A 25,079-nucleotide genomic window follows, 5' to 3' on the forward strand; every position below is an offset into this window, starting at 1 on the left:
TGCTGGTTAACTATTTTCCAATGGGTGAAGTCGTCCTACGAGGTCGGATGATTGAGGTACGCCGTAATTAAAGTTCACGGCGATTTCGGGCAGGGCATCGATTTCCAAGCGAAAGTGGCGTATCAGATTAGCCATAACGATCGGCTCATGGATGCGGGCCAAATTCATTCCCAAACAGATGTGCGTGCTACCACCGAAGGTTCCATGTGCTTTTTTGGGGTAATCATTTTTTAACCATCGTCTAGGATTGAAACTAAACGGGTCTTCGTAAATATCTTCGATGAAATGCGTCAATGTATGCAGGTGAAGAATCCGGGTTCCCGCAGGAATTTCGTAACCTTTAAATTCGAGGGGTTCCGCCGACAACCTGGGGTGAACAGGAGCTGCAGGAAATATGCGCTCCATTTCCATAATCGTAGCTTTCAGTTTTGGAAATAAATCCATACCTCGAAGTAACTGCTCAGGTTGGTAGTCCTTAACTTCCTCTTGCAACTCAGCATACCAGGAAGGCATTTCCAACAGGTAGCGTAATCCGCAATTGATGGTCCGAGCCGTATTTCCTGTTCCAGCCATTAATAAAAGATAGGCCTCCGGAATTAATTCCTCGATCGAAGGTGGATTTCCCCTGTCATCTCTCTGGTCAATAATGGTCTGAAAATTGTCTTCTTCACGGTGACCGTTCAACCGTCCCTCAACCACGGTGCGCAGGTAGTTAAACACGATAGCCTTCAAGTCATGGTATGGAGAATTATCATAGTGCGCTTTACGACATTCCGGTGTCATGGCCACTCCGGGTAAAAACAGCTCTTCAAATTCAATAAACGAACGCCGCTCCTCCGGAATCAGAGGCGTCATAAGAACCGATTTTGAATTCGCTTCCGTTAAGGCCTCCATCATGAGTTCCATCAAGGTCCACGTCTCTCCACTCTGATCCGTAAGAAATTGTTTAACCACGCGGTCTATCGTTGGAATTTGGCGACCCAGGAGGCTCATAGCAAAACCCGGTTTGAGAGCTTTGCGCTTAGCGCGGTGCACGGGTCCATCCAACTGGGTAACATGAGTCGGACCCATAACCTCCCGAAAAGCCTTCATCGGATCAGAATAATTCCAACGATCCGGATGCCCCCATGCCCACTCATTTGCATCGAGTCCCCCTACACAGGCCCACTCCTCGCCACGATAATGCACACGGTATATCGGACCCAGTTTCGCGTAAGCCGTAAGGTGATCGAACTGTTCCAGTTCTGCAGGTTGTTCGCTCGCAGGCAAGTTGAGTGAATCGTAATGTGGAATGGAATCGAAACCTGACATAACTCTAACAAAGCACATAGAGTTCCTCAGTCCGAGATTTATTCGCCAGGATTGAGTACAAAAAAAGACACCCGAACGATCTGCCCGAGTGCCTTTGAAATGAATGAAGTAGTTCTACTTCTTTTTGGCGTTTCTTGCAACCGTTTCAGCGATAATCAATTCCGAGATGTTTCGCGGACATGGATGATAGTGAGAGAATTCCATTGAATATTGTCCACGGCCCGAAGTCATGCTTCGAAGATCTCCAATGTAACCAAACATATCACTTAAAGGCGCATCCGCTTTAACACGAATACCGGTAGGCGTTGAATCCTGTGACTTGATCATACCACGGCGGCGGTTCAAATCACCGATCACATCCCCGACGTTGTCGTCAGGACAAAAGACATCGATCTTCATGATTGGCTCAAGGATCTGAGGACCTGCCTTCGGCAGCGTTTGGCGATATGCAGAACGAGCAGCGATTTCGAAAGCCATTGCAGAGGAGTCGACCGCATGGAAAGCCCCATCAACGAGAGTAACTTTCACGTCCACGCAGGGATATTCAGCAAGAACACCCTTAACCATTGAGGTCCTGAACCCTTTATCAATAGCAGGCCAGTATTCCTTCGGAACGTTTCCGCCCACCACCTTGGATTCAAAAACAAATCCTTCACCCGTTTCACCAGGCTCAACAATGTAGTCGATACGGCCAAACTGACCAGAACCACCTGACTGCTTTTTGTGGGTGTAGGAATCTTCAATGCGTTGGGTAATGGATTCGCGGTACGCGACCTGTGGTTTACCCACAATTACTTGAACTCCGTGGGTACGTTTGAGGATATCAACCTTAATATCGAGGTGAAGCTCACCCATTCCTTTAAGAATAGTCTCACCACTGTCTTCATCTGTCTCAACGCGGAATGATGGATCTTCCTGAACCATTTTACCAATGGCCACACCCATTTTTTCGGCATTGAGCTTATCCACAGGCGCAACAGCGATTGAAATAACCGGATCTGGGAAGACCATCGGTTCAAGGGTTGCAGGGTTATTTTGATCAGCGAGCGTATGACCGGTTTGAACACTCTTGATTCCAAGAAGTGCAACAATATCGCCGGCTTGCGCAGAATCGACTTCGAGACGATTGTCCGCATGCATCTCAACGATACGTCCGATACGTTCACTTTTACCCGTAAAGGTATTAATAACAGACAAGCCTTTCGCTATTTTACCGGAGTATAAGCGCACAAAGGTCAAAGCACCGTATTTGTCGTCCATGATTTTGAACACCAACATACGAAGCGGCTTTTCTGGATCTACGATCGCAAATTTTCCACTGGGATTACCTTCAAGATCCATTTCTTCCTGAGGCTTTACTTCAGTCGGGTTGGGGAGGTAATCGACAACCGCATCCAAAACCAATTGCACGCCCTTGTTCTTGAAAGAAGAACCACAGTAAGCAGGGAAGAAATCCAGATTGATTGTGCCTTTGCGAATACACCGTTTAAGAGTGGCTATGTCGGGCGTTTCACCTCCGAGATAAGATTCCATGACGTCGTCATCTTGATCTACTACCATTTCAACCAGCTTTTCGAAATACTCATCGGTTATCTCAACCAAATCGGCTGGAACATCTGTTATGGTGAAATTCATGGGATCTCCGGTTTCGTCCCAAATATAAGCCTTTTTGGTAAGCACGTCCACCATCCCTACGAAGTCGTTTTCAGTGCCGATAGGTATAGTCATGACCAGAGGCTTTGCAGCCAACACGGTCTCCACTTGTTTAATAACACGGAAGAAATCGGCACCAACACGGTCCATCTTGTTGACATAAATAATACGCGCAACTTCGGACTCAGTGGCATAACGCCAATTGGTTTCAGACTGTGGCTCAACACCTCCAGATCCACAAAATACTCCTACACCTCCATCAAGTACCTTCAGGGAACGATACACTTCAATGGTGAAATCCACGTGACCAGGAGTATCGATAATGTTGAACCGATGATCCTTCCAGTAACAAGTCGTGGCAGCCGATTGGATAGTAATGCCCCGCTCCTGCTCCTGCGCCATAAAGTCAGTGGTAGCCGCACCGTCATGCACTTCACCCATCTTGTGAATTTTGCCCGTAAGCTTTAAAATACGCTCAGTTGTAGTGGTCTTGCCCGCGTCTACGTGAGCAAATATGCCTATATTTCTGTATTTGGATAGATCTGCCATAATTCGGTCCTCTTTTGTTGGCCAATTCAGGAAAAGGAGAAAGGGCTAAGGCAATAATTCCTTTTGGCAATACCAGAATGTACAATCTTCTTGCCGCCAACAGGCAAGGGATCTTCACCGTAATTGGCGAAAGATCACCCAAAGCCATCTTTTAGCAGGCTTGCTAGGATCTCGGGCATTCCTAAATTTGCCAAGATGGATTGGGACTTAACTAGCTATTTTTCAGAATTCAACGCACCGGACTACAACGGATTTAAAGCGGCACTGGTTGCCGACTTGAAACGATTGTCTTCAGATTTGGATAGGCTGAAGGAAATAACAAGTGACAACAGGTCACATTGGGCTGAATGGATAAGTCAGTTAGAGAATTTGGAGTGCCGGTATGAGCACTTGGGTAGTTACCTCAGTTGCTTAAATGCGGCCGATGCGACTGAAGAAGCTTATCAGAAGGAAGAAGCATGGCACCAGGAGAACTCGGCAGGACTAAGCACTATCAAAGCGCGCTTCAACGGAGCCTTAGGCCGAGCAAGTGAGACAGTATTTAATACGCTTGTAAACGACCCTGCCTTGGTGGACGCGGGATTTTTGCTTCAAGAGAAGCGTAACCTGGCCAAATTTCAAATGGACGATTCTTCCGAAGAACTTGCCTCGGAGCTGAACATAAATGGCATCAGCGCATGGAGCCGTCTCTACGATACCCTGTCCGGGCAGCTGAAGTTTGATTACACAGATCCTAATGGCGAAAACCAAAGGGTCTCAATGTCGGCACGCGTTTCTTTGATGTCTGGCCCCAACCGGGATGTTCGCGCATCTGCGTTTCACGGATCGAACAAAGCCTGGGCTGATCATGCAGCCACTTGCAACGCTGCCCTCAATTCACTAGCCGGTACCCGCCATTCGTTGGACAGAAGGCGCGGCTGCGATCATTTCCTGAATGAAGCCTGTTCCCAAGCTCGGGTAGAACAAGCAACTCTGGACGCCTTGTTTCAAGCGATTGATGATACAGTGAGTTTGCCACGGGAGATTCTCCAGTTTCGCACCCAAAAGATGGGACTCAAAAAAGCGGCCTACTACGACCTTTACGCACCCCTTGAATTACCGCACCAAGGTCCTATCTCCTGGGAATCCGGAACGGCCCTGGTTCAAGAATCATTTGACAAAGCTTATCCGGCCTTGGGTGTGTTCAACCGGGAGATCCTCGAAAAACGCTGGATCGATTATCAGCCTAGAGACGGCAAACGTCCCGGTGGATTTTGTACCGGAAGTCAGCTTTCGCACGAATCGCGAATATTTATGACCTTCAAAGATACAATGACCGCGGTGACGACTTATGCTCACGAGGTAGGTCACGCCTGGCACGCACGGGTTATGATGAATCAAAGACCCTACGCTTCACAATACCCGATGACCTTGGCGGAATCGGCATCTACCTTCGCTGAGTTGCTGCTGTCGGATGGGGTCATTTCAAGTCCGGACTTTTCTGATGCACAAAAACTTACGCTTCTGGATTCCGACGCAGTCCGAATCATTGCGTTTCTTTTGGATATCCCGGTCCGTTACCGTTGGGAAAAACGCTTTTACGAAGAACGACGGGAGGGTATCGTTTCGGTCAGTCGCATGAAGGAGCTCATGGAGGAAGAACAACAAAAACAATTTGGCGAAACGCTGGCGACTGATGGACTCGACCCCTATTTTTGGTGCTCGAAACTACACTTCTATATCGACGACCTACGTTTTTATAATTTTCCCTACACATTCGGGTACTTGTTGAGCGTTTCTTTGTTTGCCCGCTTTAAGGCCGAGGGAGCAGGTTTCCTTGGCGACTACGAAACCTTTCTCGAAAAATCCGGATCCATGTCGTGTGAACAAGTGGTTCGTGAAACATTGGGAGAAGACATTCAGGATCCTGCCTTTTGGATTCGTGCGATAAAAAGCCTCAATGAACCGTTTACAAAATTACAAGCCCTCCTAAACTAACGCCTAATTTTTACTCATTGCCTTTAACTATTATGAAAGAATCCATGCCTCGTAGAAAAGCACTTCAAACCATGGCCACGGGAGTAGCTGCGGTTGCAGCAACCAACGCTATTTCCAATTCCGCTTCAGCCGCCCACCACAAGAGTGGGTTGAAAGGAAATATCAACCACGCGGTGTGCAAATGGTGTTATAAAGGCATTGAGCTCGACCCGTTCTGCAAGGCAGCCAAGGAGATGGGCATCGTGGGTATCGACCTGATCAATGTTGAAGACTTCCCCACTCTGAAAAAACACGGCCTGGCTTGTTCCATGGTTTCCGGAGTTCCGGGTGGCATCAAGAAAGGTCTGAATCGCGTGGAAAATCATGATGCAATCATCGGGTTTTTTGAGACCGTGAGTCCTAAAGTTGCTGCCGCTGGTTACAAAAGTATCATTTGTTTCTCTGGTAACCATGAAGGCATGAGCGAAGAAGAAGGAATCAAAAACTGCGCCAGAGGACTTAAACAAATCGTGCCTATCGCCAAAAAACATGGAGTTAAAATCGTAATGGAGCTGTTGAATTCCAAAGTTAATCACGAGGACTACATGTGCGATAATTCCATCTGGGGAGTAAAACTGTGCGACACGGTAGGATCGGATGAATTCAAGCTGCTATATGATATTTACCATATGCAAATCATGGAAGGCGACGTTATCGCAACCATACGCAAAAACCGGGAGTACTATTCACACTACCACACCGGTGGAGTACCCGGTCGTCATGAAATCGATAAAACCCAGGAGCTCTACTACCCGGCGATTATGGAAGCTATTGTGGAAACAGGCTACCAGGGTTACGTCGCCCAAGAATTTATTCCAGCCGGTCCGGACCCACTCACCTCTCTGAAGCAGGCCGTTCAGATCTGCGATGTGTAGGAGTCATTTCAACTCGCCGCTACTGAACACGCTGGGAAGGATCAATTCCACAGATGACCCGGACCCGGACCCGGAGCTTGGTTAAAAAGGTGGTCAAGGTTCCCGAATAAAATCGAAAATCGTTCCATTTCCGAACAGTGCTCCATTCACACATTGGATCCACGTCACGGACTCCTCTGGTTTCCTGAATACGTTTCCACGTAGCAATTCGCTCGGAACGCTCCTGCAATTTATTGATTTCGCGATCACCTTTGAATTCATCGAAAGTGTTTACCACGACGACTGCATCCACAACAGCGGCTTTGGTCTTCGAATTGCCGATCAAAGTCTGCATATACCAATGGTCGATGCCCCACCCGACCAATTGAGGATCAAATACGGATAAAAACTCTATGAGTTTATCGGTGCGAAAGAGCGGACAAGTAATTTCCACAAAGTTTGTATACCGCAGAAATGAGAACAGCTTGGCACGGGTAAGGCGATGACTCCATTTCCCATACTGACTAAATGCAGGTTGAAGAATATCCAGGTCGAATTCGAAGAGTACCCTAAAAAGAAATGATATCTCCCGAGCGGAAATCTCCAAATCGTCGTCCATGGTGAAGATCGCATCATACTTTTTAAAAATCTCAGGCCAGGTTTTATTGGCATGGTACAAATTGGGAAACTTCCCACCCTTCCTCTCATTGTAATAATCGGCCAATTCACTGAGCCCGGTTTTTTCATCGGCATAAGAAGTTATCCACAGGTCAAAATGCTTGGCGCCCTTTACCCACGAATGACATTTTGAATGTAGACCGGCCGAAGTATAAACAAGGAACTTACTAGACGGTTTTACAAGCTGTTTGAGAAGATCCTCAGACATAAAGTCAGATAGAACTTATTCAGTCCGGTGTTCTGTGTGACAAGACTTACAATTTACGGCTTCCTTGTAACGTGCACCAGCCTCATCTCCACCAGACAGAATAAGCTCATTGGTCGACTCAACCAATTCAGACATTCTCTTCTTCCAATCCTCAGCCGAACCTTTCGGTGGAGTAAGCTCCATGATGGCCTGGTATTGTTTCAGCATGACAAGCAAAGCGTCTTTTTCGGCCAAGCCCTCCTGGGCTTGGACAGCCAGAGAATTTTTCCCTTTGTGAAATTCGATCATGACATCCGAAATGGACACTCCGGGTTCCTCAACTGTTGTGACCACCGGTGCATCTTGCTCCTCAAAGTCAAAGGCCGAAACTATATCGACCTCCAAACTGTCACGCCGCTTTTCCAGGGCCTGAATCTGTAAACGCATTTTATCAGACTCAACCGCGGCGAAAATAGACTTGTGAAGGGAGACAACGGCCTCCTTGGTCACCGCCGTTTCCCAGAAAAAAACCTTCTTAAGGTTCTTCAATTGTCGGAGATGCTCCACTGAAGCATCTGTAATGTTCGTTCCATATAGGTTAATATACTCCAGTTGATACAAGTTCACCAGGTGAGCGATGCCGGCATCAGTGACTGCGGTATTGTTCAGGTGAAGGTGCGTCAGATTAGTCATCTGCCCGATTGCTTCAAGACTGACATCCGTTATACTCGATCGACTGAGGTTCAATTCGACCAGGTTGGGTTTTAAAGAAAGTAGTGAGGCGATATCTTCGTCCATCGCCTGATTCGAGCGAACACCTACCCGATTATCCTCCTGAGCCAATAAATACACGCTCAAGGAAGGATGGCTCTCCAGGCTCTCCATCGCGAGAGTTATTTCATCGAGTGCCAGGAATTCCAATACATCGACCTTGAGAAAGTGGACCGCTATTTCGGGCGTCACCTCCAGCTCTTTGAGCGTGGCAGTAGCACTGGCTCCTTGATCAATCCACCAGCTAACCAAACTTACGATCTCGTCACTAGGTTGCGGTTTTCCATCGGGAGGCATGTGCTCCTCATTATCAGGAAGTAAATGGATGCGATGGATCAATGAGCTCGCCTCACTATCTCCCGGGACAAGTGCATCTCCATTTACTCCACCAGCCATCAACATTTCAAAGCTGTCCAAACGAAATTCGCCCTTGATCTTCTCCGAACTGTGGCACTGAAAACAGTAGTCTTCAAAAATGGGTTGAATGTGGGAAATATAAACAGAGGTGTTTTCTGTGATTTCTACAACCGGCACTTCCTTGGCAAAGGGACTGTATTGAGTTAAGTAATCGGAGCCGTGCGTTAAAGAGCCCCCTTTGTGGCCAGTTATGGTTATCGCAATAATAGTAAGAACCAGAGTGGCGATATAGGGAATAGGAATTTTTCCGGGCCCCGCTTCGCGATCGCCAACCGTCCAATCGAGAACCAGAAGGAAACCTGCGGTTAAAATACCCGCCCATTTGTGATAATAAATAGCCGATCCATCGTAGCCACCTTCCCAGGAAAGAAATACCCCAAACAAGGCCGAAAACGCCGTAGCAATAAATGATGCTCTAAGTAAAAAACGAATTTTCTCCGGAGCCCGCGAAACCGGTTGGAAAAATAAATATAGCTCCAACAAAACAACACCTGCAAAGATTCCGATTGGCAGGTGGAGCAATACCGGGTGAAACCGTCCCAAAAAACGCACCCAGTTCGAAGTGATATTCACGGAACTCGCATCTATAAGTGACAGAATAACGAGAATTAACAGGACAATGATACCGATCAACTTGGGGAAAACTTTCATGGGCGCTCTTGGAGAATTACGAAACGCGATAACACTTTCGGCCTAACAAGCCTTCGTCAATTCTTCCTTGGCAATTTTTTTTAAAAAAATCAGGAGCGGTGAAAATGGCTCCAATTCCTGGTTCCTTAAGGAGTTTCACTCACGGTACATCTTGGAGCATCGTCTTAGAAACTGTCTGAAAAGTTGATTTCATGTAAAAGTTAATAGCATTCTCTTAGCCATAGAGATGTAGATAAAACTCTCGGAATGATCGAATCGTTTTTCGTAAACAAGAGCCAACCTTCTGGAGTTACCCAGCCAAGCGAAGGGCCTTTCTACAATGCATCGTTTGGGTAATATTTTGAAAGATGAGGTAGGCTGATTTCGTTTTACGATGTCGAGGTGGATGCGGCGATATCTCTGGAGGTTTGCCACTCAAGAGCGATGGATATTATCGGACAATTCATAAGCTCTATATCCAAGGGCAGTCTTCTCTCGATGGATCTACCGGCTTGGCCTGCGGTCAAGATCGCGCCCATGGAAGTGATACGAGTGGAATAATGCAAAGGCTGTTCCAAGCTCACTGAGCGACAAGACCGGAACAGAAGAAAGGCAAAATTTAAGAAAGCAGTTCTACTGATAATCCTTCGTACGCTTTGAATCCTTTATCAAAGGTAACCATTTTCAGACGCGCCGTGCAGGCAAATGCTGCGAGATAAGCATCGTTCCAGATCCTAGGAGAATATCTCCTCCCCTTTGAAAAGCTACGCCAAACCAACTCCATATCAGGAGGCTCGTCTATGAACTCTATCCGCTCATCACTGAGAAAACTATCGTATTTGCTCCATGCTTGAACATGAGTCAGGGGAGAAGAAACGACTCGTGGATTCGTCGCCAATCTGAGAAACCCCTGCTGGGTCATGCTACAAAATAAACAGGAAGTGGCATCCAAATCTTTCATCCACTGCCAAGCGGAATCAGAGTGTGGATGGTTTTTAAAATTTAAAGCCAGCCAGAAATTTACATCAGCCAAGTAACGCACGATCGTCCTCTTCCAAAACTTTGCTTAGTCCTTCGCTGTCATATATCAGCAGCTCTTCATTTACACACAACGGACCCTTGAGTCGCTTCTTGGGCTCCGCGTCTCCCTTTTTCAAATCTTTGCGGAGAGTATTTACAAGATAGCTCTTAAAGGTTTCTCCCTTCACGGCTGCCTTAGCTTTCGCCTGCCGATAAACACTATCGGGAATATCTACCGTCGTTCTCATGTTAAACATAAAAGCATATTTATGCTTTTTGTAAAGACTGGTTTTCCAACAAAAAAACCTTCCAACTGGAAAGGCTTGGGAGCGTGGCCGGAACAATCATCAATACCCACTATACTGACTCGCCTTTATTTGAGGCCTCAAACTATAAGTGGGCATGGCACCAAGCGTAAAGAATCCCAAAGCATTTCTCTTTGCCCATGTTCTTACGGGAATGTGGCTTCTCCTAAGCCCAGTTAGTCAAATCAGCGCAAGCGCTCAGCCTTCGGATAAGGCCGAAACATCGAAATCCAGTCGCCCCAATATCGTGATCTTCCTTTCCGACGACATGGGCTGGGAACAAGCGGGATACAATGGAAGCAAAGAGGACCCCACCCCGGCCATAGACAGTATTGCTCGGGACGGAGTGAAGCTGACTCAGTTTTACGTGCAACCGGTGTGCTCGCCTACCAGGGCCTGCTTGATGACCGGTCGTTATGACTGGAAGAACGGTATGGAGCTTCGACCGACCGCAACCTCACAGCATGGCATGTTATCGGACGAACGAACTTTGGCCGAGGGGATTCGCGAAGCCGGGTACGCCACCTGGATGGTGGGCAAATGGCATTTGGGTGAATGGCAGCACCATCATCTACCCAACCAGCGTGGCTTCGATCATCACTATGGACATTACAGTGCTCTCATCGATTCGTTCACTCACGCACGCGGAGACGTAAGTGAACCCGTCGGAATCATCCCCGGCTACCCGGTAACCGTCTACGGCGAAAAAGAAGAAGCGCGCTATGGCAAACTGGTTCGCGAACTGTTCGAATAATAGTAAACAGCGGTGAAAACCCACAAAAGAACAACCGCGCTTAGTCGATGATCCGTTTGTCTCTGACGGCAATCCGTTCCATGATTTCCAAGCAGCGTGGTCGGCGACGGTTTTCCGCCTTGAGCTTGGCGATGTATTCCTCCCACTCCATTTCTTTTCCCTGTTCCAACAGCAAATCCCGGATCTCGCGGATGTGCGGCACGGCCGCTTCGTAACCGCGCACATTGATTTGGTTTATCTGCCCCTGGGCCAACGCCTTCCAAATGCTGATAGCCCGGTCAGGGAATTTCCGCCGAATCGCATAGGCGACCCGCGCATCCGAAAGAGCCGCACCATAGCTGCGTCTGTCGTCCCGCCGGTTTTCCGCATCGTACCACTTGATTACCTCATCGGGTTTCTTTTCCCGGATGGCGATGTCCAGGAGAACGTCGAACCGGGGTTGTCCGCGCCGAAAACCACGGTCGCGCTGCGGGGCTTCGGGCGGCGGGAGGGGCCAGACCGTTCCAGAGGCGACTGATTTCCCCGCCGGAGGTGCTTCCTCTCCTGTTTCCAGGAACCACCGGGCCAGGGCGGCCACCGGTTTTCCTAGCTTCAGTTTGCGGGCGGTCTTTATCAAACCAAAGTACCTGGATTCGGTGGGCCCGCTGAAAAACTCGTCGCCCAGCGAAGCAGCCAGAGCCATTAGGTCGCCGGTCTGTTCGTAGATTTCCTCAAGCTTACCAAAAAGGGCACCCCCATGTTGCTTAGGCTGGCCGACACACCAACGAATGCCTTCCAGGCAATGGTGCTTTGCATCATCCCAGTGCTTCACGAAGATCAAGTGCTCCACCAAGCGGGTCCAGCTTCCGTTGATCTGGGCTTCCGCGACATATAGGTCGAGTAGGTCATCCTCACGATCGGCGAATTCAAGAGCCACGGCAACCCATCGACTGAGTTGGTCCCGGGCATATTTGCGGGAAAACGAATCTTCATCGGAGCTGGGGCGGGGCAGCTTGTTCAAGCGCTTTCGATAGGCATCAGCCACGGCGGACCAGTCCTTTTTCTTCCCGAGCTGTTTCAAGGAATCGGGATGAATGGCGTCACAAAGTCCGTTGCTGTCTTCGAGATGCAAGTCGATGGCCCAACTCAATTGCTCGACCACCGTCAAGGAGGATTCGGGCATGGCCCGGACCATGTCGAGAAACAGGTCGACTAGTTCGTCCTTTGACTTGATGCCCAGGAATTCCTTCAAAGTCGCGCCGTCCTTATCCGCCCGAACGACCACAGGATCGGGATCCTCCCAGGTCAATTTTTCAAACTTATCCGGCTTACTCATGCCGTTTCTCTCCGGTTGATTTTAGCTTTCGCATCCTACAATAAGGATGCAAATCGCGCGGTCGCCCAACGCAAGCCTGCGCTGCAGGGTTTTCCCGTATTCCAACACCGCGCAAACTAGCAAGCCGCTTCCGTGGTTAAATGAAGCATTCACCAATCCAAGTTCTTTTTGCAGGAAAGATTTTACGGCATCGAGATCCCGGTGGCATGCCCCGACAAAATCACGAACCAGATTCTTATCCATCGGTGAAGGACTCTTTTTTCGACCGGAGGCTTTTCCTGAGCCTGGGCCTTTGCTGAAATGAGCGAGTAGCCGATTACTGAGAAGGTGGCAGCAGTTCCGAGTTTAATTGCTTCTCTGCGGGAGGAACAGAGTATTTTCATGTAACGGATTTATCAGAATTAAGACGCCATACTGGTTACACCCCGAAACGCAGAAGAGCGCAGTAAAAACTGTGTCCCAAAAATTCTTAAAATGTGCCGTATAAATAAAGCCGCGGCGAAATTAAAATCATCACTTAAGATTTGCCAGATCCCCTCTGGATCACGCATCTTTTCCACCTATGTTAAGAATCACTTCTCTTCTCACCCTACTCGTCTCTTTCACCACAAGCATCATGGCGGTCGACAGAATCAAGGTCATGCACCTGACCGGACAATCGAACAAATATCATAGCTGGAAAGGCACTGCCGGTGCCATTAACCAACACCTGAAAAGCGCAGGGATGTTCGATGTCGACGTGGTTACTTCCCCCGCACTGGGGGAAGACATGAGTAAGTTCGCTCCGAAATTCAGTGACTACGATGTGGTCGTTTTATGCTACGACGGTGCTGATTGGGCAGAGTCCACCCAAAAGGAATTCGTCAAATACATCAAAAGCGGCGGCGGCCTTGTGAGCGTTCACGGAACGAACAACTCGTTCGCCTACTGGCCGGAATTCAACGATATGATCGGCGTCGGCGGCTGGGGTGGCCCCACTCTTTACGATCCCCCACTCTACCAGGGCCAGCCGGACAAACAAGCCAACCGCAACGAAACCTGGGGACCCCGTATCTATTGGGATGGCTGCGGAGCTGTGCATGACACGTCTCCCGGAGGCGCCAAGCACCCACAAAAACATGATTTCCTCATCACCGTTCGCAACGCAGACCACCCCATCATGCGCGGCCTACCCGAGATGTGGCTGCAATCCCACGACGAAATTTACTCCGACCTGCGTGGACCCGCCCAAAACATGACTATCTTGGCCACGGCTTATGCGAATCAAAAACTGAAAAACGCTTCTCCTCATAACGAGCCGATGCTCTTTACCATATCCTACGGGAAAGGTCGTGTGTTCCAAACCACCCTGGGTCATGTCGGAGCTGCAGAGGACGCCACCGTTCTGTCGGTTCGCAACGTCGGGTTCATCACCACACTCCAACGCGGAGTTGAATGGGCTGCCACCGGCGAAGTTACCCAAGCCGTTCCGGAAGATTTCCCGACGGCTTACGAAACCAGCATCCGGTAGCCGAGCTACATCGGACTCAGTTTAAGCGGTAGCTTACTTAATCCACGGAATATCAAACTCGGTTTCCGCAGTGGAAGCGGTCCGTCGATCGCAATCGATCGAGCTTTTGAAACGAGCACTGACAGGGCAGCTTCGAGTTCTACTTTGGCCAATGGGGCACCGACACAATGGTGAAGACCTGCACCGAATGCGATGTGGTTACGGCTGTCCCGGGTGATATCGAGTATCTCGGTATCGCCCTCGAAAGCGGTTTCATCATGATTGGCCGAGCCCATCAGAAGTCCAACTTTCTGCCCTTTCCGGAGTTGTTGACCACCCACTTCGCAGTCCTCCAAAATCCACCGTTCAAACATCTGCAACGGCGTGTCAAAACGCAGAAGCTCGTCCACCGCCGCCGGAATAATATCGGGCTGCTCAACCATCAACGCGTATTGATCCGGTCGATTCGCAAGGGCAAGTAAAGCGTTGCCAAGCGCTTGAACAGTCGCCTCATGCCCCGCATTCAAGGTAAGTATCGAGGTCGCGATAATTTCATCTTCCGTTAGAGTATCTCCGTTCTCCTCTACGACTAACATCGACGAGATCAAATCCGTCCCGGGAGACATTCTGCGCTTCTCTATTTCTTCGTGTAGGAAAGCAACAAATTCTTTCGTCGCTTGTTCAGCGCAAGCACGATCCTCAACCGTAGCATTGTTGTCATAAGGAATGACCGCAGCGGAGCTCCAATCGATCAACCGTTGATGATCGCTGTCCTCAATCCCCATCAAATCGGCGATCAGGCTTACAGGAATCGGAGACGCAAAACTCTCAATCGCGTTGAAGCTGTTTCCGTCAAGATGCCGCTCTATTATTGATTCTGCTAACGCGGTTACGCCGGGCCGAAAGGATGCGGAAGAGCGTCTGGTGAAAGCTTGTGAGACCAAGCCTCTAAGGCGGGTATGCTCGGGTGGCTCAAAGTCGATGAACGATTCCCTCACATACTTCACCCACGTCGGCGCATCGCTCGGAAAAATACGTTCAATCAGGCCAGCATCCACTTCTTTAGCGGACAAACGATGACGAAAGTCACGACCGAACTGTTGCCGATTTTTCATGATCGAACTAACGTGCTCGTACTTGGTGAAAAACGTGAGTCTCCAGTTTTCATCAAAGAAAATGGGACGTCCGGCACGTAGACGCGCAAGCGTCGGGTAAGGATCCTCAATGTAGTCTAAATGATAGGGATCAAAGGTAAGTGACTCGTCCACCCTGCAACCGTCCTTAATGCCAGGACCCTTGTCCAGTAAAAGAACCGGCCCTTTAAACCCCGGTTCTATCGCCATCAAAATTAGTTTCACTTTTTCACCCGTTTCCAATTTCATAAACAAACTAAAATGAAATTCATTACCATCCTGGCCCTGATCCTCTCCGCAATCGCGCTGGCCTTGCCCTTCGTCAAAAAAGCTGAAGGCCCGGTATTAGTTCAAGCAACCGGCAAGAAAAACACCCAGGAGTTGAGAGACGAACTACTGAGACTTCAGAAGAGACTGGCCGTCCTCGAAAAAGCTTCGACCGCAAAAGTGAACGAGACGGTACCATTACCAAAACTCCAGGAGCAGGTTGCGGAGTTGTCCACCTTTCAGGGGGACCTTGCCGAGTACGCGTTGAACATTGACCCTCTCGACGTAATTGGAACTACGGAACGGGAGATTGAAACAGCCTATGCTATTTTAATGGACGAGAGTAAGTCACCCGGCGAAAGAGCCAAACAAGCGGCACTGCTCAAACGCTATGAGCTATTCGACGAGGAGGCGATTAATTCCATGAAAAACCTGTTTTTCACATCCGAGGATCTTTACGGAAAAGCCGCCGCGCTGAGTGCCTTGAAAGGCCATATTTCGCCGGACATTCGAGATGGCGTCCTGGAGTCGTTTAGCCAGGAGGTTTCAAACGGGTACAAGAACGCTCGATTTCGCTATTCAGGAATAGAAGCACTCGAACCCCTGCTACCCAATCCCGAAGTGGAATCCATGTTGACCCAGTTAGCTCAAAACGATCCTGAACCAAAGATCGCCGCCCGGGCCGCCAAATCCGTAGGGCTCCCCATCACCAATATAAGATCCGGGGACAAAGAAGTTGACAGTGTAAAGCCTCCCGCTGATGGAGCTAAGAGAGACGGGTGATCTCCACTTTGAATAGAAAACCAATACCAGACCGATTGATAGCAATACCTTCGGTTTCAGTTCCAAACATGTTGCGAATCCACAGGTTCCTCATCCCAATCATCATGTGCTTGGGTTGCGTCGAAAATCAGGCAGCAAATGCTCAGCCAGTTCGTGCAATAATCGACGATGAACAACCCGGCTGGCGAATATTGACCGCTCGGGATTTTACACAAGTAAACAGCGAGGAAAGTACGTGGACCTGGAAGAAGGATGTCCTGCATTGCACCGGCCATCCCACAAGCGTTCTCCGAACTACAAAGGAATATAAAAACTTTGAGATGATTGTCGAATGGAGCCACCAAAAGCCGGGCGGTAATTCGGGCGTGTTCATCTGGGCAACACCAGAGTCCATTGAAAGGCTTATGAGTGTAAACAATCCGGGACCTCCTCTGCCGGATGGCATCGAAGTCCAGATGCTTGACCACGCTTTCACCGAACAGGCGAAAGCCCGGGGCGAACCGACGGACTGGTTCAGCACGCATGGAGATGTGTTTCCTGTTCGTGCGGAAATGACTCCCTTTCCGCCGATTTCTTTAGTTGAAAATCAAATTACTATGCGCAGGCAAACAAGCGATGAGGTATCCATGCCCGTAACGAGAAATTCGAGCGGACGCAGCTTCCCGCGTAAGCACCTGAGCAAAGGTCACGGAGAATGGAATCACTACTACCTCCGTGCGATAAACGGAGAGGTTCGACTCTGGGTGAATGGAGAAGAAGTATCAGGTGGAACCGACTGCGATCCGTCCAAGGGTTACATTTGCCTCGAGAGCGAAGGTTCACCCATCATTTTTCGGAAGCTTCGTATTCGAGAGCTACCCTAAAGAACAATTGGGTTCCGCCGTTTTCAATCCTCTTTGTCATGCCTGGTCAGCCATCCGTTTCAGAATGCCTAGAATCTCAGAAGGCGACATCCTTTGAGTGTAATTGGCTTCCACATGCGCTGCCTCAATTGTGAAATCTTGATTGATAATGAAAGTAGCCGGAACGGGAAGCAGTTTAGAACCATCTCCGTTGACCAAGGTCAAATCCCTCCGGTTGTGGTAATCTTCTCCCGGGTCAAATTGCAAGTTATAGGCTTGGATGACTTCTTGATGGGAATCACTTAACACTTCGAATTCCAATTCACTTTTCTCTCGGGCAGTTAACGCGCCATCCGGACTTTGAGGGCTGATCGCGATCACGGACGCGCCCAGTGATTTAATGCGCGGCAGTTCCTTCTGAACCGCCTGAAGATCCACGATGCAAATGGGACACCACTCTCCTCGATAAAACTTTAAAACAACCGGACCGCGTTGAAGCTGTTCCGATAAACGAACAAGCTTGTTCACAGCATTGGGTAAGCTGAAGTCGGGGGCCTTTTCACCAACTGCCATGCCTTTCACATGATCGGCATTGGCAATGACGAGTTTTTGAAATGCTTGTAATTCGGACATCGGTTATTAAATGGATTGATAATAAGAAAAAGACGATGGGGACGGATGGTAAGGACTCCATCCTTTTATTCCGTTAACAGACTTTCAAAATCGGATACCATCGCGGATCGTGCCAGGGGAAAGTGAAACCAAAAATATTTTGACGAGAAGTCGATCTACGTTAATCAAAAAAGAATGGCATGGCGCATAGAGGACCACGTACTTCGAGGTGAAGTTGACAACCGCGTAAAGGGAGTTGTCCAGGGACAAATTTGGTTAGCGGGAATGGAAATCCCAATTAAATTGTCCCTGACCGGGAATGCCTGCCCTGATCTTGCCGGGTGCTTGCTCACGTTCCGCAACCCCGGAGAAGCGAAGCCATTGCCTGGAGGTAGGTCTTTGTTTCCAATCCAGGAAGGTTCTATCGGAGATCTTACTGCGTCGAGGAAAGTTCGTGTATTTGAGGTGCCGATGGAGGAGGCTTTTAATATGCTGAATAATGGAACCAGGCCGCCCGAACGCATGAGTAACAGTCTTTATCTGGAATGGTTTAGTACTCGTAATGGGAGGGTTGTCATTGAATCAGCAGACTACGAACTCGAAATCTCAGAACATGAGTGGAAGCTGACCAAGGAGGAGGAAACCCAACGAATCGAGGACGCGCGGACAGGGCTCCAAGGATTCATGGATCAACTAACCCAGGCTCTCGAGAACGCCAAGGAGAAGGTAGACTATGAAAAGGAAAATTGGGACGAATTTGACTACGAGCATTTTCTAAAAGAATCCGATGCCCGCACAGACAAGTATATGGAATTGCTGGACAAGTATGGCGACAGCGAAAAGGGCCAGGAAATGATCGCACAGGAAATGGGCTGGCATACTGAGGATTCCAAATCGGAAGATGTCGGGGAGACCGAATTTGAAATCGAATCGATTGATCCGGAATGGAAAGACGCTCCAGATGAAGAGCAGTTTCCGGAATTAATACCCGACCCGGCAACCGAAGGAAAGGATTGGATTCGGACCAAAGACGGCGACATTCGTCATCCGCTGCAACAAAAGTGTTTTCAAGGCGCGATTTCTATTTGGAATGAAATCAAAGACCTCGGACTCAACGAGGAATCGGACTCCATCAGCCAGCTACAAATAGAATACCAGACCACGGGAGCCAAACTCGCCGGGGCTCTCAACAACCTCGCCTATGGTCGCAACAATTTCGCGCCGGCATTTGCCGCTGCCTGCCTCAAGCGAGCCCTCACTCACCTCCATGCAGCTCAAAAGGCGCTGGTGGGAGTCCAAAAAGAAAACATCCTGCCGCCGGAAACCACGGAGCGGATTCGCAATGAATTCTTCGAGATCCGCGAAGGGATTCTCCACCTCCTGGATGAATTTCGCGGCAGATAATCAGACCGATAACACTAGCCCCGAAAAGCCAGATAACTACTCCAGGAACTTCTTGATCGCCAACGCCGCCAAACGCTCGCCCACCGGTTTTTTATTCTTCGGATGAAGTCCATCGTCCGGTTGATCGCTGATATCAATATAGTCCGCATTCCGTACATCGCCTACGGCTGCTGCCTGGGCCTCCTGAACGATTGCCCAGCCTTCACTTCCACCGGAAAAGGTGGGTAACTGAACCACCAGAAATGGGAAATCCCCCTGCCCCCACTCTTCCCGCCAACTGGTGATCATATTGGCAAGTAAAGGACGATAAGCTTTCGAGGCTTCCACGCCGGCTTTCGAGTTGCGCTCACCTTGATACCAAATCGCTCCGCGAATCCCGAAACCTGCAATGGGTGCAAAATGCTCGGCATACAAACTGCCCACCTTTCCCGGTGCGTAAATGCTTGCGAGCACTTCCTCTTCGGCCGTGCCTGGGGGTGGTGGTTTCTTGCCCGCAGTCTTTCGCCCTTCTGTCTTCACTCGCTTTTGCCATGCCGCCACTGCCTCTGTGTATTGTATCCATTTCTCGGATGGATTTCCCATAGCGGTCTTCGCAAACGGCACTTGATTAAGTATGTCGGATGGTGTCCACCACTCAACGGGAGTCCCTCCCAAGGCACGTGCGATTAAACCAATCGGCACCCCCGTCTCTGCCTGTAGCTTGCGCCCGAAAAAGTAAGCTACTCCGGAAAAGCCGGGAACAGTTTCAGGAGAGGATGCGCTCCAACTTTTTCCAGTGTTTAATCGCAGCTGGGGATGGTTCGCCTCCGCAATCTCGGCATCGGCATCGGTGCAACTGGAAAGCTTGAACTGCATATTCGACTGCCCCGAACAAATCCACACTTCTCCAACAAGCACATCCTCAAATTTTAATGTGGTTGAGCCGCTGCCAACAACCATCTCACGCGGACTCGAGGACGCATCCATGCTACTTAAAACAACGCTCCATTGCCCATCGGCTTTGGTTTTAGCCTTTTTGTTTTGCTTACCGAAATTCACCGTCACCCGGGACCCCGGCTCCGCAGTTCCCCACACAGGAAGCTTCATCCCTCTTTGCAATACCATGTGATCTCCAAATACCGGAGCCACCGTTAGTGACGCATCGCCCGAAGCATTGGTTGAAAGCAAAGCTGTTCCCAGAATGAGACACTCAAGAAGTGAAAAGAATGATTTCGAATTCATCATTGGATGCTGAATCAAACGCGACCTCGGCCGCAATCCTTTCTTAACGGGGCCAAAGCGCCCAACACCGGCATAGATGAAATGACTACCAGCTCGGATTCTCGGGCAGGCAGGCCTGGAACTCGTCATTGAGCATGTCTTCGTATGCTCCAGCATATTCACCGGCAAAGAATTTATCGAGCCCCTCGTTATACAGACGTTCCCAGGATGCTTCTTCTGCTCCAGGATTTATTGGGTAGAACAACGCGCCGTTCGCTTTGGCGGCCTTTTGGTCCCCCGGTGCGTCACCGATCATGAGAATCTTTTCGGATGGGTATTTGTCTTTGGCAGCCATTTCCAGGTGCTGGGTTTTTGTGCCCAATTCCTGACCTGCGATCATCGCAACAAATCCATCAATCCCGTGCTCCCCCCACTCTCTTTCCAGAGCATCGCAAGGGGTTTGACTGATACACATGGCATCGGCCTTCTCGTTAATCTTGGCTAAGGTTTCACGAACCAGCGGAAAGGGTGGCACACCGTGCACGATATCGGCTACCTGGGCATTGATGGCATCGGACCACACCTTTACAGGAGCCAGACCTTCGTTGCCTCCGGCGACTTCAGCATTGAGGGTAGCGTTGCCCAATTTGGATTCGCGACTGATCCATTCATTCAAAGCAGTCAAATCAGGCATCTTAATCCCACGAGCCTTCACTTGCGGTCTGGCCCCCAGAAGTTCAATCGCCCGAACCAAAGCGGGAAAGCGGTTCGCACCCCGCGACTTCGAATAGAGGTTAACAAAGGTCCAGGCTTCCCGGGCAAACTTGCTGCCCGCCTGCAAGCTCCAGTGCTTGATGAACATCGGAGCAAAACACTCCTGATGCTTTATTTCCATGCTGTCAAAAATGCAGCCATCAGAATCGATACCGACAAAGAATTCTTTCGACGGTGTGAAATCACGTAGTACTTGTGCTGGATCACTCATAATTTTGAGACTCGAAACTTGCGAACAGGCAGCATTCACGTCAATTCAGAATCCGTCATTGCTTCCATTGGTTAAAAACTTGGATTGCCAATGCTTCAAACCAACTTACAATTTTTTATTCAGTAATCAATTTAAACATCACTTACCCTCATGAAAAATACCCTTTGCATTCTTCTCTTCTTCCTCACCTTGAGTTCGCCTATATTCGCGGTAGTGGAACTGACCTATCATAAGGACGGAGAATCTTACGCCGTAGATGGGTTCGATCTTAACCGCCCGTTCACTGAAGAAAATGGGGAGAAAAAGTATCTTCCACTGGAAGGGACTTGGGGACTACAGATTGGAGATGAATCGTTCTGGGATAATGTATATTACCCTCGTTCGTACATCTTGATTAAAAAACATAAGGGTTATACCGACCGAAATTCGAGTGACTCATATACGCTGGCATTTGATAGCGATCATATTCCCGTTGCTGGATCAGACGCAGAAGATTTTTCCGCGGTTAAATGGGAAGAAGAAGATTTCTCAAATTCAGTTGTGGGGATCGGTTGGTATTATAACGGCGCGGTTACTTCCGCGGATATCGTCAGAACCCATATCCCAATTCACGGCGGAATGATGGAAGACGCTTATTCAAAATTTCTTATCTCAGAAAATAATTTAGACGGATTTCCATTTATTTGGGTGATGGATGGAGATTCTCTGGAACTGAGAAACCCGGAACAGCATTTTTCAAAAGACAATCCCGGATACTTATATCGGTTAGCTTGCCGAGGGTCGCCTCAAGATTTCGAAGCACTGGGCACTTCCCCCAAATTCCTATCCAAAATTTTAATTCACGAAAAGCTCACTCTCCTGCATGGAGCCTCGCTCTATGGAAATGTTGAGGTATTGAGGTATTTGAAAGAAATCAAAGCTGACAAAATCAAGGAAGATGGAAGGTACCCGGTAATTTCCCATGCCATTTATGGGAACAGGCTTGAAGCGGTAAAATTGCTAATGGAGTACGGGTTTGATCCACTTGATGAAGGTAGAAGCAGGTTTCTTCCGTTTTCTCAAGCAATCCAATTCCGACGGTACGACATTGTGGATTTCCTAACTGAAAACAAAAATATCTAACGTACACGGAGAAGGACGGCGAATCCATACTTGGAACTGCTATTTTATCACTGGCGTTGGATATTTTCAAGTTATTGAATAGCAAAGCTGAGAAATACAATATCCAACTGGAAGCCAAAAAGATTTCTTCCGACACTTACAAAGGTAACAAAGTCTTTTATGATAACTGTGTGCTGGGAAATTTTGAAATCATCAAATCTCTGCTCAATAAAGGATTTGATGTTAACAAAGAAACCAATGGAAATTCGCCCCTAAAGGCGGCCGTTCTTTCGGGTAATACGGACCTTGTTCGTTTGTTGATCGAACAGAGTGCAGACATTCACAAACCATTGAACCCCTCTGGAACCACCATTTTACACCAGGCAGCACAATCAGGAATTGCAGAAATTATTCAACTACTGGTTGAAGCGGGACATGATATAAATGCTGTCGATACGAATGGGAATTCACCGCTCTATGTCGCAGTACTTTCCAAACAAATCGATTCTGTGCACGAACTCTTGAGACTCGGTGCAGACCCGAACATCCGCCCAGAAAAACGACCAGCCGCAGTTTGGATGGCGGTGGTACAAGATGAACGAGAAAGCATTCAAACGCTCATTCAATATGGAGCCGAGTGTGAATTGGACAATACGCTGGCAATGCAGTTAATGGACTATGCCTTGGCTTTTGATATTCCGGAAGTAGTGTCGATATCTCTCGAACAATGCTTAACGGCGGATTTTAGTTTTAGAGGAGACGTCCCCGGCATTTGGGTTGCGGATTATTACGATGCGATTCATTCGAAAGAAGTTCTTTTGAACGCAGGTGCTGAACCGGACGCAAAGCCGAATTGGAATTTCAAGAAGGCGGATGAGTCGTTTAATCAACTCCTGAGTTTGGAGTCATTCTCCGTCGTTTACCCACCGACATTAAGGGAAAAATATGGCGACCTAAAGGTAAACATTGAGGTGGTTATTGATCCGATTGGAAAAGTTCGTTTCCCTAAATTTTTGGAGCCCATTCCATGGGATCTGCGGTTATTTATTAGGGAAAGTATTCGACGTTGGGCGGTGAAACTACCAAACGATAGCGATCTAACTACGGCTTACAGACTTAGAATTCCTCTGGTCCTAAAAGCTCCGAATGTTGAGATTGAGATATTTGAAATTTCCGCCCTGGATAAGGCTCCAGTACCGATTGAAAGAGTGGCACCCGTATATCCAGCGGACCTTAAGAGAGACAGGATTCAAGGAGCGGTTTCCCTGGTTTTCATTATTGATGAATCAGGAATCCCAACAAGGATCAGTGTTGAAAAGTCGAGCGACTCCAGGTTTTCACAAACAGCCATACAAGCTGTGAAACAATGGAAATTCCAACCAGGATTCATAGATGGAAGAGCCGTAAAAACGCGGATCAGGCTTCCGTTAAGTTTTACCCTAAATTAATAGTGTATGATCCATGACCTGACTAATTTCGAAAGCCATTGAGATGGGATGGAGTCAAAGATTTCAGAAATAGAGAGCAGCAGGATGCCGAAGAAAAGTATGACCGACACATTCATGAACCCGGTTACGATTCAGAAATTCTCGGGCACAGCGGCCATACACGAAGCCGGCGTTCCATCCGATTCTTTGAACACCTCAAAATAGGCTTCCTTGGAAATAATCGCATTGCTGGTGCTCCGATAATGATACTGCAACGCACGTCGACGGCCGGGCGAAGTATTAGCAGGTGTTTGGTGGGGCAAATTGCTATGGAAAGCGAGCATCCCTCCAGCCTTTAATTCGATGGGGATAGCTGAACCAGGATCGATTCGCCCGGGGACGATTTCACAATCAAAAGTGTGATGATGACGCAGAGGACCCATGCGATGACCTCCAACCAGCAGGTGCATACAACCGTTACTCACCGTGGCGTCATCTAAAGCGATCCAGATGCCGAGAACCTGATCCAGGTTTTCTACTGAGAAATAAGCGTTGTCCTGATGCCAAGGTCTGCCCCACCTCCTGGTGCTTTCACCAAAGCCATCGCTTGATACAACTCAACCGCCTGCCCCACGATGCTTTTGACTATTCCCATTATTTTAGAATGAGAGGTGTAGATCTTTTTAAAAATAGCGGCTTCATCCTGATAACTAGCCAACTTTCTTACCTTCAACTCCAATTCATCCATGTTGTCCGGTTTCGGCTCATAGCCCGGCTCCAACAGAACAAAGCACGGACTTGTTCTGGACTTAAAAGTAGCCCCCGAATAATTGGTTTTTCCTGAAGTCCCTGGCCGATACTCGGCAACCTCATCATTAAATGCATAGGAGCGGACGATATCGCTCAATCCCTGACAAGCTTCCTTCACCTCCTCAAGGCTCAGGGCATTTTCAAAGGCGAGGTAGCCATTTTTCCAATAATTGGCTAACTGTTCCTCGCTAAGCTCAATGGGGCAATCGGGATGGTCGGTTCTTTTATTCATCTCATTCAATCAGGATGGTAATTAATGACAGGTCGATTTTGAAACGGAAAGATTTTACTAAACGGTTGGAGTTTACCGTAAAAGGCTCGAGTTACATCTGCAATCCGATTCGATATAGGCCATTTTACTTCTGCTCACATTTTCAGTTTCATTCAGAAATCGGTAAGGATGGAAGAGATCTATTCTAAGAATACATAGAGCATGTTAAGTTTAATGTTTTCACCTTTCGCCAACAGTGACTTGCACTTATAGGTTAACTGAGGAAACTTACTGATCAATCTTTAGGATAGACTACACTCCTGTTATATGCCACAGTGTATGAATGATAAAAATA

23 protein-coding genes and 1 pseudogene are annotated in these 25,079 nt (G+C 48.5%); 9 read left to right on the forward strand and 15 right to left on the reverse strand.

The window, feature by feature from the left end; genetic code table 11:
• Positions 1–6: 6 nt before the first annotated feature.
• The gene (locus tag O3C43_03030) at positions 7–1,311 is read right to left on the reverse strand and encodes a cytochrome P450 (GenBank protein MDA1065457.1); all 1,305 of its coding nucleotides are present in this window, start codon (positions 1,309–1,311) and stop codon (positions 7–9) included.
• Positions 1,312–1,425: 114 nt separating this feature from the next.
• The gene (fusA, locus tag O3C43_03035; protein MDA1065458.1) at positions 1,426–3,513 is read right to left on the reverse strand and encodes an elongation factor G; all 2,088 of its coding nucleotides are present in this window, start codon (positions 3,511–3,513) and stop codon (positions 1,426–1,428) included.
• A gap of 195 nt (positions 3,514–3,708) precedes the next feature.
• Between fusA and O3C43_03040 the strand changes: the two genes are divergently transcribed.
• On the forward strand, positions 3,709–5,490 hold the full coding sequence (locus O3C43_03040; protein ID MDA1065459.1) for a M3 family oligoendopeptidase: 1,782 nt from the start codon (positions 3,709–3,711) through the stop codon (positions 5,488–5,490).
• A gap of 44 nt (positions 5,491–5,534) precedes the next feature.
• Positions 5,535–6,404, forward strand: coding sequence for a TIM barrel protein (locus O3C43_03045; protein ID MDA1065460.1), 870 nt, complete (start codon positions 5,535–5,537; stop codon positions 6,402–6,404).
• A gap of 19 nt (positions 6,405–6,423) precedes the next feature.
• Here O3C43_03045 and O3C43_03050 read toward each other — a convergent pair whose 3' ends face one another.
• The 5 genes and pseudogenes from O3C43_03050 to O3C43_03070 form a co-directional block, all read right to left on the reverse strand.
• Positions 6,424–7,269 carry a hypothetical protein gene (locus O3C43_03050; GenBank protein ID MDA1065461.1) on the reverse strand — a complete coding sequence of 282 codons (846 nt, stop codon included), beginning with the start codon at positions 7,267–7,269 and terminating at the stop codon, positions 6,424–6,426.
• Positions 7,270–7,284: 15 nt separating this feature from the next.
• Positions 7,285–9,087, reverse strand: coding sequence for a hypothetical protein (locus O3C43_03055; GenBank protein ID MDA1065462.1), 1,803 nt, complete (start codon positions 9,085–9,087; stop codon positions 7,285–7,287).
• 189 nt (positions 9,088–9,276) lie between these two features.
• A pseudogene (locus O3C43_03060) lies at positions 9,277–9,471 on the reverse strand (transposase).
• Between the two features lie 214 nt (positions 9,472–9,685).
• Positions 9,686–10,108: a PIN domain-containing protein gene (locus tag O3C43_03065; protein ID MDA1065463.1), complete on the reverse strand. Its 423-nt coding sequence runs from the start codon at positions 10,106–10,108 to the stop codon at positions 9,686–9,688.
• Positions 10,092–10,334 carry a hypothetical protein gene (locus O3C43_03070; GenBank protein ID MDA1065464.1) on the reverse strand — a complete coding sequence of 81 codons (243 nt, stop codon included), beginning with the start codon at positions 10,332–10,334 and terminating at the stop codon, positions 10,092–10,094. Before O3C43_03070 ends, O3C43_03065 begins: the two co-directional genes overlap by 17 nt.
• A 154-nt stretch (positions 10,335–10,488) precedes the next feature.
• Here O3C43_03070 and O3C43_03075 point away from each other — a divergent pair, with 154 nt between their 5' ends.
• Entirely contained in the window at positions 10,489–11,145 is a 657-nt protein-coding gene (locus tag O3C43_03075) for a sulfatase-like hydrolase/transferase (protein ID MDA1065465.1), read from the forward strand.
• A 40-nt stretch (positions 11,146–11,185) separates the two neighbouring features.
• Here the strand turns inward: O3C43_03075 and O3C43_03080 are convergent, their stop codons facing one another.
• A complete protein-coding gene (locus O3C43_03080) occupies positions 11,186–12,460 on the reverse strand; it encodes a hypothetical protein (GenBank protein ID MDA1065466.1) in 1,275 nt (424 codons plus the stop codon).
• 21 nt (positions 12,461–12,481) lie between these two features.
• On the reverse strand, positions 12,482–12,703 hold the full coding sequence (locus tag O3C43_03085) for a hypothetical protein (GenBank protein MDA1065467.1): 222 nt from the start codon (positions 12,701–12,703) through the stop codon (positions 12,482–12,484).
• 319 nt (positions 12,704–13,022) lie between these two features.
• Between O3C43_03085 and O3C43_03090 the strand changes: the two genes are divergently transcribed.
• Complete coding sequence (locus O3C43_03090) at positions 13,023–13,970, forward strand: ThuA domain-containing protein (protein MDA1065468.1); 948 nt, start codon at positions 13,023–13,025, stop codon at positions 13,968–13,970.
• Positions 13,971–13,975: 5 nt separating this feature from the next.
• Here O3C43_03090 and O3C43_03095 read toward each other — a convergent pair whose 3' ends face one another.
• On the reverse strand, positions 13,976–15,331 hold the full coding sequence (locus O3C43_03095; GenBank protein ID MDA1065469.1) for a cytochrome P450: 1,356 nt from the start codon (positions 15,329–15,331) through the stop codon (positions 13,976–13,978).
• A 12-nt stretch (positions 15,332–15,343) separates the two neighbouring features.
• Here O3C43_03095 and O3C43_03100 point away from each other — a divergent pair, with 12 nt between their 5' ends.
• Positions 15,344–16,132, forward strand: a complete 789-nt coding sequence (locus O3C43_03100; GenBank protein MDA1065470.1) for a hypothetical protein — start codon at positions 15,344–15,346, stop codon at positions 16,130–16,132.
• Between the two features lie 104 nt (positions 16,133–16,236).
• Complete coding sequence (locus O3C43_03105) at positions 16,237–16,995, forward strand: DUF1080 domain-containing protein (GenBank protein MDA1065471.1); 759 nt, start codon at positions 16,237–16,239, stop codon at positions 16,993–16,995.
• Positions 16,996–17,031: 36 nt separating this feature from the next.
• Here O3C43_03105 and O3C43_03110 read toward each other — a convergent pair whose 3' ends face one another.
• On the reverse strand, positions 17,032–17,607 hold the full coding sequence (locus tag O3C43_03110; GenBank protein MDA1065472.1) for a peroxiredoxin-like family protein: 576 nt from the start codon (positions 17,605–17,607) through the stop codon (positions 17,032–17,034).
• Between the two features lie 174 nt (positions 17,608–17,781).
• On the opposite strand from O3C43_03110, the gene O3C43_03115 reads away from it, so the two are divergent.
• A complete protein-coding gene (locus tag O3C43_03115) occupies positions 17,782–18,990 on the forward strand; it encodes a hypothetical protein (GenBank protein MDA1065473.1) in 1,209 nt (402 codons plus the stop codon).
• 36 nt (positions 18,991–19,026) lie between these two features.
• On the opposite strand, the gene O3C43_03120 is transcribed toward O3C43_03115, so the two are convergent.
• On the reverse strand, positions 19,027–20,214 hold the full coding sequence (locus O3C43_03120; protein MDA1065474.1) for a hypothetical protein: 1,188 nt from the start codon (positions 20,212–20,214) through the stop codon (positions 19,027–19,029).
• Positions 20,215–20,296: 82 nt separating this feature from the next.
• Complete coding sequence (locus O3C43_03125; GenBank protein ID MDA1065475.1) at positions 20,297–21,175, reverse strand: HAD family hydrolase; 879 nt, start codon at positions 21,173–21,175, stop codon at positions 20,297–20,299.
• Between the two features lie 150 nt (positions 21,176–21,325).
• Here O3C43_03125 and O3C43_03130 point away from each other — a divergent pair, with 150 nt between their 5' ends.
• Positions 21,326–22,297: an ankyrin repeat domain-containing protein gene (locus tag O3C43_03130; protein MDA1065476.1), complete on the forward strand. Its 972-nt coding sequence runs from the start codon at positions 21,326–21,328 to the stop codon at positions 22,295–22,297.
• Positions 22,298–22,371: 74 nt separating this feature from the next.
• Positions 22,372–23,724, forward strand: a complete 1,353-nt coding sequence (locus tag O3C43_03135) for a TonB family protein (GenBank protein MDA1065477.1) — start codon at positions 22,372–22,374, stop codon at positions 23,722–23,724.
• 131 nt (positions 23,725–23,855) lie between these two features.
• On the opposite strand, the gene O3C43_03140 is transcribed toward O3C43_03135, so the two are convergent.
• A complete protein-coding gene (locus O3C43_03140; protein ID MDA1065478.1) occupies positions 23,856–24,215 on the reverse strand; it encodes a phytanoyl-CoA dioxygenase family protein in 360 nt (119 codons plus the stop codon).
• Between the two features lie 23 nt (positions 24,216–24,238).
• Entirely contained in the window at positions 24,239–24,745 is a 507-nt protein-coding gene (locus tag O3C43_03145) for a hypothetical protein (GenBank protein MDA1065479.1), read from the reverse strand.
• Positions 24,746–25,079: the final 334 nt, after the last annotated feature.

This window comes from Verrucomicrobiota bacterium (genome assembly GCA_027622555.1).
Taxonomy (GTDB): Bacteria; Verrucomicrobiota; Verrucomicrobiia; order Opitutales; family UBA2995; genus UBA2995.